Origin of the sequence: Rhodovulum marinum (assembly GCF_004343075.1) — a bacterium.
Classification (GTDB): domain Bacteria; phylum Pseudomonadota; class Alphaproteobacteria; order Rhodobacterales; family Rhodobacteraceae; genus Rhodovulum; species Rhodovulum marinum.
Genome location: NZ_SLXP01000003.1, coordinates 250414 through 260333 on the forward strand (window position 1 = coordinate 250414; position 9920 = coordinate 260333).

Annotated in this window: 10 protein-coding genes and 1 tRNA gene; 3 read left to right on the top strand and 8 right to left on the bottom strand. The window is 65.2% G+C overall.

Going from position 1 to position 9920, the window contains the following annotated elements:
* Position 1: 1 nt before the first annotated feature.
* The 6 genes from mltG to EV662_RS07205 all read right to left on the bottom strand — a co-directional run bounded on the left by mltG (position 2) and on the right by EV662_RS07205 (position 6184).
* Entirely contained in the window at positions 2–1162 is a 1161-nt protein-coding gene (gene mltG / locus EV662_RS07180) for an endolytic transglycosylase MltG (RefSeq protein ID WP_132461473.1), read from the bottom strand.
* Positions 1162–2424, bottom strand: a complete 1263-nt coding sequence (gene fabF / locus EV662_RS07185; protein ID WP_132461474.1) for a beta-ketoacyl-ACP synthase II — start codon at positions 2422–2424, stop codon at positions 1162–1164. Before fabF ends, mltG begins: the two co-directional genes overlap by 1 nt.
* A gap of 648 nt (positions 2425–3072) precedes the next feature.
* Complete coding sequence (locus tag EV662_RS07190; RefSeq protein WP_132461475.1) at positions 3073–3306, bottom strand: acyl carrier protein; 234 nt, start codon at positions 3304–3306, stop codon at positions 3073–3075.
* A gap of 217 nt (positions 3307–3523) precedes the next feature.
* Positions 3524–4261, bottom strand: coding sequence for a 3-oxoacyl-[acyl-carrier-protein] reductase (gene fabG, locus EV662_RS07195; protein ID WP_132461476.1), 738 nt, complete (start codon positions 4259–4261; stop codon positions 3524–3526).
* 9 nt (positions 4262–4270) lie between these two features.
* Entirely contained in the window at positions 4271–5206 is a 936-nt protein-coding gene (gene fabD, locus EV662_RS07200; protein ID WP_132461477.1) for an ACP S-malonyltransferase, read from the bottom strand.
* 54 nt (positions 5207–5260) lie between these two features.
* Complete coding sequence (locus EV662_RS07205; RefSeq protein ID WP_132461478.1) at positions 5261–6184, bottom strand: glycosyltransferase family 92 protein; 924 nt, start codon at positions 6182–6184, stop codon at positions 5261–5263.
* Between the two features lie 273 nt (positions 6185–6457).
* Here EV662_RS07205 and rpsF point away from each other — a divergent pair, with 273 nt between their 5' ends.
* The 3 genes from rpsF to rplI are packed head-to-tail and all read left to right on the top strand — an operon-like array spanning position 6458 to position 7708.
* The gene (rpsF, locus tag EV662_RS07210) at positions 6458–6811 is read left to right on the top strand and encodes a 30S ribosomal protein S6 (protein WP_132461479.1); all 354 of its coding nucleotides are present in this window, start codon (positions 6458–6460) and stop codon (positions 6809–6811) included.
* Positions 6812–6838: 27 nt separating this feature from the next.
* On the top strand, positions 6839–7066 hold the full coding sequence (rpsR, locus tag EV662_RS07215) for a 30S ribosomal protein S18 (RefSeq protein WP_068246410.1): 228 nt from the start codon (positions 6839–6841) through the stop codon (positions 7064–7066).
* A gap of 12 nt (positions 7067–7078) precedes the next feature.
* The gene (gene rplI, locus EV662_RS07220; protein WP_132461480.1) at positions 7079–7708 is read left to right on the top strand and encodes a 50S ribosomal protein L9; all 630 of its coding nucleotides are present in this window, start codon (positions 7079–7081) and stop codon (positions 7706–7708) included.
* 411 nt (positions 7709–8119) lie between these two features.
* Here rplI and tig read toward each other — a convergent pair whose 3' ends face one another.
* The gene (gene tig, locus EV662_RS07225; RefSeq protein WP_132461481.1) at positions 8120–9451 is read right to left on the bottom strand and encodes a trigger factor; all 1332 of its coding nucleotides are present in this window, start codon (positions 9449–9451) and stop codon (positions 8120–8122) included.
* 24 nt (positions 9452–9475) lie between these two features.
* Positions 9476–9560: transfer RNA gene (locus tag EV662_RS07230), tRNA-Leu, on the bottom strand.
* Positions 9561–9920 lie beyond the last annotated feature (360 nt).

Genomic DNA, 9920 nt, shown 5'->3' on the forward strand with positions numbered 1-9920 from the left:
CCTACTGAACCCCCTCCTGCCGCTCTGCCTCGATCCGGCGCCAGCGGGCCACGTTCTCGTTATGCTCGGCCAGGGTTTCGGCAAAAGCGTGCCCCCCCGTCCCATCGGCCACAAAGAACAGGTAATCCGTGCTATCGGGGTTGAGCGCCGCCTCGATCGAGGCCCGGCCCGGATTGGCGATCGGCGTTGGCGGCAGACCATCGATCACATAGGTGTTCCACGGCGTTTCGCGGCGCAATTCGCTTTGACGGATGCCACGTCCCAGCGGTGCCCTGCCTTCCGTAAGGCCGTAGATCACCGTCGGGTCCGTCTGCAGCCGAATCCCTTGCCGCAAACGATTCACGAAAACGCTGGCCACCTGGCGGCGTTCTTCCGGTACCCCGGTTTCCTTTTCGACGATCGAGGCCAGGACCAGCGCCTGCTCCGGCGTTTCGATCGGCAGGCCATCCGCCCGGCGCGCCCAGAGGTCTTCCAGAATCTTCGACTGACGCTCCTGCATCTCGGCCACCAATTCGTCCCGCCGCATGCCTTCGGACACTTCGTAACTGTCCGGCGCCAGGCTGCCCTCAGGGGGCAGCTCGACAAGGTCTCCGTTCAAGAAATCGGCCGCCTTCAGTTCCTCGACCACCTGCCAGCTTGTCACGCCCTCGGCCAGCGTCACCCGAAAGCGCAGATCCGGTGCCGCGCGCTTCTCGGCGTAGTCCTGCGGAATTTCCCCGGCCGCCGGGTCAAAGGCCATCACCTCGACATAACGGCTCGTCGCCGGGTCCAACTCGCGCAACTGCACCTCGGCACTGACGATGCCGATACGGAAATTCAGTTCGGTTCCACAGGTCGACCGGCCGCCGCGGGTCACGATGTCGACGATCTCCTCCATCGACGCGCCAGGCTGCACGAGAAAGCTGCCGGCTTTCAGCAAGCTGGATTTCTCGGTGTATTTCGCCCCCAGCCGGAAGATCGTCGAATTCGAAATCGCCCCCTCGTCGCCAAGCTGGCGGGAAACACGCCCCATCGTCGAGCCGGGCTCGACACGAAGGCAAATCGGCTCTTCCAGTGGGCCGGGGCCGGTATACTGGCGTTGCCCCCAGATAAGCCCGCCACCCGCCAACAGGAACAGCACGATAAAAAGCGTCAGCGCGTTCGAGGCGATGGATCGCCACATCAGAGGTCACCACGCCCCATGATCAGCGTCGCATTCGTGCCCCCGAACCCGAACGAGTTGGACAGAACCACCCCGATCTCGCGTTTCTTCGCCACCTTGGGCGCCAGGTCCAGCCGCACGCCCTCGGGCGGCGTGTCGAGGTTCAGCGTGGGCGGCGCCACCTGGTCACGCATGGCCAGGATGCAGAAGATCGCCTCGACCGCACCCGCCGCGCCCAGAAGATGCCCGACCGAGGACTTGGTGGACGACATCGTCGCCGTATCGACCGCATCGCCCAACAACCGCTCGACCGCGCCCAGTTCGATCGTGTCGGCCATCGTCGAGGTGCCATGCGCATTGATATAGTCGATGTCGGCGGGCGTCATGCCGGCCCGTTTCAACGCCGCTTGCATCGACCGATAGCCGCCGTCGCCATCCTCGGACGGCGCGGTAATATGATAGGCATCGCCCGACAGCCCATAGCCCAGGATCTCTGCGTAGATTTTCGCACCACGCGCCTTCGCGTGCTCGTATTCCTCAAGAACGACGACGCCCGCGCCCTCGCCCATCACGAAACCGTCCCGGTCCGCATCCCAGGGCCGCGAGGCCAATTGCGGATCGTTGCCCCGTTTCGTCGATAGCGCCTTGCAGGCGTTGAACCCGGCGATCCCGATTTCCGAGATCGGGCTTTCCGCTCCACCCGCCACCATGACGTCGGCATCGCCCCACTGGATCAGCCGCGCGGCATCGCCGATGGCGTGCGCTCCGGTCGAACAGGCGGTTACCACCGCATGGTTCGGCCCCTTGAAACCGAACCGGATCGACACCTGCCCCGAGGCCAGGTTGATCAGCGCGGACGGGATGAAGAAAGGCGACACCCGCCGCGGTCCCTTTTCCTGCAGCAGCACCGCAGTATCGGCGATCGCCGACAGCCCGCCGATGCCCGACCCGATCATGACGCCGGTGCGCTCGCGTTCTTCCTCGGTGACGGGTTCCCAGCCGGAGTCCTTGACCGCCTGCGTCGCCGCTGCCATGCCGTACAGGATGAAATCATCCACCTTGCGCCGTTCCTTGGGCTCCATCCAGTCGTCGGGATTGAACGTGCCGCCGGTCCCGTCGCCGAACGGGATTTCGGCGGCATAGGTGGTCGCCACGCGCGATGCGTCGAACCGGCTGATCGGACCGATGCCCGATTGCCCCTCGATGAGACGCGTCCAGGTTTCCTCGACACCGCAGGCCAGCGGGGACACCATCCCCAGCCCGGTCACCACCACTCGACGCATGCGCCCCTCCTCGTTCTAGCCCTAAGCCCTTGTTCGGCGCCCTGATACAGCGGTTCGACCGGCCTCGGCAAGTCGCGCGCGCCCCAGGTAGCGGTGCCTTGTTCCGGAAAGATACGCGCAACCGCACCGGCATCGGCGCTGCGTCACACCCCACAGGGACCAGCTTGCCGGCCGAAAACATGGTCCTCGAACTTGACCTTATGGGCAGCAAGCCTCGGCGCGACGTGCCCATCAAATCGCAGATGCGGTGCGTATTGCGGGCCGGCCGGCGCCGGTTACCCCCGCATCGCATCGTCACATTCCCGTTCCAGCGGCCTCGCCCTTTCGGAGTTTGTCGAGCAGGCAGAATTCAACCGCGTGTTCAGTGACTACCAAACGTATACCGCCGCCCTCGAGCGCTCCTAGCCGCATGATTCCATGTTCGATCCACATCCGGCCATGCTGACGACAGCAGATGACAGCCCTCAGAAACCGCGCCGTATTCTCGCCGCATGGTGCACATTTGGGTTCGGATGCCGACAATCCAAAGCTGGTCCAGCGCTGTCTTTCCCAGCCTCGCAGCCTTCCTGCCAAGACGCCCGCCTCCGAAAAGACGAACGGCGCCCCAGGGGCGCCGTTCCAATCACAGTGTGAGGGGTGCCGTCAATCTCACGAGGCTTCCTGGATGAACTTCACCGCGTCGCCAAAGGTCTGGATGGTCTCGGCCGCATCGTCCGGGATCTCGATGCCGAACTCTTCTTCGAAAGCCATCACCAACTCGACCGTGTCCAGGCTGTCCGCGCCCAGATCGTCGATGAACGAGGCGTTCTCGGTCACCTTGTCCTCTTCGACGCCCAGGTGCTCGACGACGATCTTCTTAACGCGATCCGCGATGTCGCTCATATCTGTTCCTCACTTTGTTCAGGCAGCGCGCCCGTCTTATTGCTGTTGGCCACGAGGGGCCGCGTCTGTCCCCGCGCGGGCGGAGAACCGGCAAGCGCGGGGAACCCCCCCGACGAACTCGCGCCGCCTATAACACATCACTTACCCAAGGCAAACGCTTTCCCGTCGCAGGCTCACGGCCGCCCCAAGGCTCCTCGCCGCGCCACTATCGCGCGGCTCAGACCATCGCCATTCCACCGTTCACGTGCAGCGTCGCGCCGGTCACATAGCCCGCTTCGGCGCTGGCCAGATAGACCACCGCGGCGGCGATATCGGCAGGTGTGCCCATCGCGGCCATCGGCACCGCGCCCAGGATGCCGGCCTTCTGCTCCTCGGTCAGCTTGTCGGTCATCGCCGTTTCGATGAACCCGGGCGCGACGCAGTTCACCGTGATGCCGCGCGCCGCGACTTCCTGGGCCAGCGACTTCGACATGCCCACCAGCCCCGCCTTGGCCGCGCAGTAATTCGCCTGCCCCGGGTTGCCCGTCGTTCCCACCACCGAGGTGATGTTGACGATCCGCCCCCAGCGCGCCTTCATCATGCCGCGAAGCGCCCCGCGGCACAGGCGCATCGCCGCCGTCAGGTTGACGTCGATCACCGCCTGCCAGTCGTCATCCTTGAGCCGCATGAACAGGGTATCGCGGGTGATGCCCGCGTTGTTCACCAGGATGTCCAGCCCGCCCATTGCCTCGACCGCCCGGCCGGGCAGCGCGTCGACGGCCGCGGGGTCCGAAAGGTCGCAGGGCAGAACATGCGCGCGCTCGCCCAGATCCGCGGCCAGCACCTTCAGCGGATCCTCCCGCGTGCCGGACAAAGCAACCGTCGCGCCCTGCGCATGCAGCGCGCGCGCGATCTCGCCACCAATCCCCCCCGAGGCGCCGGTCACCAGCGCGCATTTTCCGCTCAGATCGAACATCTCGTCTCCTCAGCTCATGCTTTCCACGGCCGCCGTCACCTCTTCGGGCGTGCCGACCTGGCGCGAGACGACCTCTCGGGCGATCCGACGGACCATCCCGGAAAGGGCCTTGCCCGCACCGATTTCCCAGATTTCGCCAACACCCTCGGACGCCATCCAAGCGACGGACTCGCGCCAGCGGACCACGCCCGTGACCTGTTCGACCAACAGCGCGCGGATCTCGACGGGGTCGCTGACCGCTTGGGCCCGCACGTTCGCCACGACCGGAACCAGCGGCGCGTCGATTGTCACATCGGCCAGACGTTCGGCCATCACTTGGGCCGCCGGTTCCATCAGCGCACAGTGGAATGGCGCGGAAACCGGCAGCATCACGGCGCGTTTCGCGCCTCTCTCCTGCGCCAGCGCAACGGCGCGTTCGACTCCCGCCTTGTGGCCCGAGATCACCACCTGGCCGGGGTCGTTGTCATTGGCCGCCTGTACCACCTGGCCCTCGGCCGCGTCCGCGGCGACCTGTTGCACGGCGCCAAGATCAAGGCCAAGGATCGCCGCCATCGCGCCCTCGCCAACCCCGACCGCCGCCTGCATCGCCTCGCCGCGCACCCGCAAAAGCTGCGCGGTATCGGCAAGGCTGATCGCCCCCGCCGCACAAAGCGCCGAGTATTCGCCCAGCGAGTGCCCGGCCACGAAACTCGCTGCCGTCACCGTCACGCCCTCGGCCCCCAGCGCCGCCATCGCCGCCATGGATGTCGCCATCAGCGCGGGCTGGGCGTTCCGGGTCAGTGTCAGGGCCTCCTGCTCGCCCTCCCAGATCAGCGCCGACAGCTTTTCGCCCAGCGCGTCGTCAACTTCTTCGAACACCGCGCGGGCCTGCGGGTAGGCGTCGGCCAGCGCCCGGCCCATCCCGATGGTCTGCGCCCCCTGGCCCGGAAACACGAATGCACGCATAGGCATACTACTCCCTCGACGATTTCCGGAGGGTCTATCGGCTACGGTCAGGGTTCACAAGTCGCAGGAAACGACAGGCGACGGCCTGCCGCGCAGCCGGTCCAGGAAGTCGGGCGCCACGCGGTCCTCGACTTCGTTGGCCTCGATATTCGCCACGTTGCGCCGCACCCGCGCGGCGTGGCGCGCCGCCTCGACACGTTGGTTCGATCCCCGCGCGATCTTGGCGGCAAGTTCGGCCTCGGACCGGGCATAATAGTGGTTCAGCTGCAAATGATCGGCCGAGTAGAAACCGCGTTCGAACCGCCCCTTCAGGGTCGTCCTTTCGCCCCGATCATTCCAGGTCACGCCCTGCCCGTCGATCTCGACGCTGTGCACTTTCAGCGCGGTAACCCGCGTCGCGTCGACCAGCGTCTTGAAATTCGTCACCCCCCGCGCGCCGCTCATCGGATCAGCTGCACGGCGGGTGAAGTTCGCGACGATGCCGCCTTCGGGCGGATCCACATGGCCGCATCGGCCGAAATTGTGCCACGGCAACGTCACCGAGGGGATATCGCCCAGATGTGCCAGCGCCGCGTCCAGGCTCGTCGCGCGCTTCGGCACCAGAAACTCGTCGGCGTCGATGCAGGCCATCCACCGGAACCGCCCGCCAAAATTCCGCATCGCGTGGGCATAGGCCAGGACCTGGTTATGGATCTCGCGCCCGGTGCCCGCATCGGTCAGCCGCTGGTGCCAGGGGATCACCGTCAACTTCTCGCCCAGCGCCCGCGTCAGCCGCGGAATCGTCGCGTCCCGGCATCCGTTGTCGTAGACGACGAAATGGGCCGCGCCCGCATCACGATGAAATCCCGCCCATTCGCCGATATGACGTTCTTCGTCGCGCACGATCAGCACAACCGCCACACCCGCGCGATCAGGCGTCGGTGCGGGCGGCGTCAGGCCGATCCTGGTGATCGGACGCCTTGAAAACAGTCTCAACATGGCCAGCCCCGGGACGGTATCGCGCGCGAGCCTAGCGGTGCACTTGGCGATATACCAGAGCGGGCCACCGTCTCGGGCCATGTGCGGCAGGGGCCGGGCAACACCGGCGCACGGACCGGCGGGCATGGCGCCGGGCTTGCATCATGCGCGCGGCTCTGTATAAGGCGCAGGTCTTCCGCGACGAACGTGATCGGTGCGGCCTCTCGTGGGCGGGACGCGGAAGACCATAGGCCCCGCCCTTTGAAGCGCACCCGAAACAGAACTGGAGAGACCATGCCGCTTTACGAGCATGTGTTCATCGCGCGCCAGGACTTGTCCAACGCGCAGGCCGAGGGCCTTATCGAACATTTCGGCACCATTCTTGCGGATAACGGCGGCAAGCTCGTCGACCACGAGTACTGGGGCGTCAAGACGATGGCCTACAAGATCAACAAGAACCGCAAGGGCCACTACGCCTTCCTGCGCACCGACGCCCCGGCGCCGGCCGTCCAGGAGATGGAGCGCCTGATGCGGCTGCATGACGACGTGATGCGCGTGCTGACCATCAAGGTCGACGAACACGCCGAGGGCCCGTCGGTCCAGATGCAGAAACGCGAAGAACGCGGCGACCGCCGCGAGCGTCGCTGATCCAGCCTGAGCAAAGGAGCCCAAACCATGGCCGCAAAACCGTTTTTCCGCCGCCGCAAGGTCTGTCCCTTCTCGGGCGATAACGCGCCCAAGATCGACTACAAGGACACCCGCCTGCTGCAGCGTTACATCTCCGAGCGGGGCAAGATCGTCCCCTCGCGCATCACCGCCGTCTCGGCCAAGAAACAGCGTGAACTCTCCCGTGCGATCAAGCGCGCGCGTTTCCTCGCTCTTCTTCCCTACGCCGTGAAGTAAGGAGCAAGCGACATGCAAGTTATCCTTCTGGAACGCGTGGCCAAGCTTGGCCAGATGGGCGAAGTCGTCAACGTCAAGGACGGTTACGCCCGCAACTTCCTGCTGCCGCAGGGCAAGGCGCTGCGCGCGAACGAGGCCAATATCGCCCGGTTCGAGGCCGACAAGGCCCAACTCGAGGCGCGCAACCTCGAAACCAAGAAAGAGGCCGAGGCTCTGGCCGGCAAGCTCGACGGTCAGCAATTCGTCGTGATTCGCTCGGCCTCGGATTCGGGTGCCCTCTACGGGTCGGTCACCACCCGCGACGTGGCCGATGCCGCAACCGAAGAGGGGTTCTCGGTCGACCGCAAGCAGGTCGTCCTGATCAGTCCGATCAAGGAACTCGGCCTGCATGATGTCACCGTGACGCTGCACCCCGAGGTCGAGGTCACCGTCAAGGTGAACGTCGCCCGCTCGACCGAAGAGGCCGAACTGCAGGCCTCGGGCAAGTCGATCCAGGAACTGGCCGCCGAGGAAGAGGCCGCCGCCGAGTTCGAAATCGCCGAACTGTTCGACGATATCGGCTCCGCCGCGTCCGAAGACGACAACCTTGCCGACGTGGCCGAGACCGAAGGCACGAACGAGGAACAGCCCCGCGCGGACTGATCCGTCACCACGCCAAGCCGTTTTCAAGGGGTCGCATCCTGTCCGGGTGCGGCCCCTTTGTCATGCCGCTCGGCCCATGCAAATCGGATGATCCAGTATCGACCGGGCCCTGCTCTTCGACCGCGCGACACATGTCCCCCCTCGGTCATGTGCCCGAGCTATTCCTGGATGCCTTCGATCGCCGTGCCGGCGCGCAGCGCCCCACCGACGCTCATCCGGGATCAGGCACCTTGGCGCGATTTCCTGAAAGAACATGGCGCGCGTTGATCATGCCTACCGCACCAGGCTGCGGCATGCGCCGTCATCGACGCTCCATTGACCACCCCCTGTTTGGCCAACTGCGCACCGCCATAAAGAAAAGGGCCGCCCAACCGGACGGCCCTCGAAATCCCTAACGCGACTTGGGTGCGCTCATTCCTCTTCCAGCTTCTCGACCGCCTTTTCCAGATCGGCCTTCGAAACTTCCTTCTCCGTCACGTCGGCCAGTTCGAAGATGTAATCGACGACCTTGTCCTCGAAAATGGGCGCGCGGATCTGCTGCTGCAGCGCCTGGTTCTGGCGCACGAACTCGAAGAACTGCTGTTCCTGGCCCGGATATTGCCGCGCCTGGGCCATCACGGCCTGGGTCATCTCGTTGTCGGAAACGCTGACCTCGGCCTTGCGCCCGATCTCGGCCAGCAGAAGCCCCAGCTTCACCCGACGCTCGGCCAGCTTCTGGTGCTCTTCGGTCGGCTCGATCTCGCCATGGTTATGGTCGTGCACCTCCGGGTGCTCCTCGTGCCACAGCTGGTGCGCGATCTGCTTGGCCTCAGCCTCCACCAGGCTCGGCGGCAGGTCGAAACTGACCTTCTCATCCAGCACGTCCAGCAGCGCACGTTTCATCACGGCACGGGCCGCACCGCCGAACTCGCCTTCCAGCCGCTCGGCCACCGTCTTCTTCAGCGCGTCCAGATCCTCGGCGCCGAACTGCTTGGCCAGTTCGTCATCGATCTCAGCGGGCTTCGGCGCCTTCACCGCCTTGACGGTCACGTCAAAGGTCGCTTCCTGGCCCTTCAGCTTCTCCGCACCGTAATTCTCGGGGAAAGTCACGGTAACGGTGACCTCTTCACCGGCCTTGGCCCCGACCAATTGATCCTCGAAACCGGGGATGAAGCTCTGCGACCCCAGCACCAGCGGGTAATCCTCGGCCGCGCCGCCCTCGAAAGGCTCCTCGCCCAGCTTGCCGACGAAATCGATCACGACCTGGTCGCCATCCTTCGCCTTGGAGCCCTTGCGCCGATCTTCGAAGTTCTGCGCGCTCTCGGCCAGCTTGCCCAGCGCCTCGTCGATCTCGGCATCGCCCGCCTTGACCACCAGCTTTTCCAGCTTCAGCGACTTGAGGTCCGGCTGGGGGATATCGGGCAGCGCTTCGTAGGTCATCTCGACCACGACGTCATCGCCCTCTTTCCAGTCCTCGCCCACCATCTTGACCTCGGGCTGCAGCGCGGGACGGTTACCGGTCTCCTCGAAGTGGGCGTTCATCGCGCCATCGATGGTCTCCTGCATGACCTCGCCCATGACGCGCTGGCCGAACTGCTTTTTCAAAAGCGGCATCGGCACCTTGCCCTTGCGGAACCCCTTCATCTCGATCTGGGGCCGGGCCTCGGCGAGTTTCTCGTTGACCTTCTCGTCCAGCTCGGCAGCGCTCACGGTGATCGTGTAGCCGCGCTTGAGGCCGTCATTGAGGGTCTCGGTGACCTGCATGTTTTCGTCCTTTTCATTCGTTCCTGGTGCGGGTGGAGGGACTTGAACCCCCACGCCTTGCGGCGCCAGAACCTAAATCTGGTGCGTCTACCAGTTCCGCCACACCCGCTAAAGCCGCGAGGGCCGCCCGTGACGCACCGGACCGCCCCCGTAAAATCCGCGTCCTTCTAGCAAAGCACCGCAGCGGATGCGAGCGGAAAAAGCGCGCCGGAAAGCGTCCGTTTCCGGAGCTTTTCCCTGGGTTCGCCAGCAGACGCTCCACGCTTTGACCGACCCCGCGATCCGGCACGACCGCTCTGCCCTTCGCCGCCGCGCTGCACCCTCGTGTGTCGCATCCTACGACAGGGAACTAATGGCGTAACGATCACCCCGCGCACCAGCGCCCGACTTTTTCTTGGCCCAAATAGTCGAACGCCGCCCGGCACGGGCGGCGCACGAAAAGGCGTGCGCTGCAGGCGCGCAATTCGGT

Excerpts from the sequence above, each read along its gene's own strand:
- mltG (WP_132461473.1), bottom strand. The coding sequence starts at position 1,162 with ATGTGGCGATCCATCGCCTCGAACGCGCTGACGCTTTTTATCGTGCTG.
- fabF (WP_132461474.1), bottom strand. The coding sequence starts at position 2,424 with ATGCGTCGAGTGGTGGTGACCGGGCTGGGGATGGTGTCCCCGCTGGCC.
- EV662_RS07190 (WP_132461475.1), bottom strand. The coding sequence starts at position 3,306 with ATGAGCGACATCGCGGATCGCGTTAAGAAGATCGTCGTCGAGCACCTG.
- fabG (WP_132461476.1), bottom strand. The coding sequence starts at position 4,261 with ATGTTCGATCTGAGCGGAAAATGCGCGCTGGTGACCGGCGCCTCGGGG.
- fabD (WP_132461477.1), bottom strand. The coding sequence starts at position 5,206 with ATGCGTGCATTCGTGTTTCCGGGCCAGGGGGCGCAGACCATCGGGATG.
- EV662_RS07205 (WP_132461478.1), bottom strand. The coding sequence starts at position 6,184 with ATGTTGAGACTGTTTTCAAGGCGTCCGATCACCAGGATCGGCCTGACG.
- rpsF (WP_132461479.1), top strand. The coding sequence starts at position 6,458 with ATGCCGCTTTACGAGCATGTGTTCATCGCGCGCCAGGACTTGTCCAAC.
- rpsR (WP_068246410.1), top strand. The coding sequence starts at position 6,839 with ATGGCCGCAAAACCGTTTTTCCGCCGCCGCAAGGTCTGTCCCTTCTCG.
- rplI (WP_132461480.1), top strand. The coding sequence starts at position 7,079 with ATGCAAGTTATCCTTCTGGAACGCGTGGCCAAGCTTGGCCAGATGGGC.
- tig (WP_132461481.1), bottom strand. The coding sequence starts at position 9,451 with ATGCAGGTCACCGAGACCCTCAATGACGGCCTCAAGCGCGGCTACACG.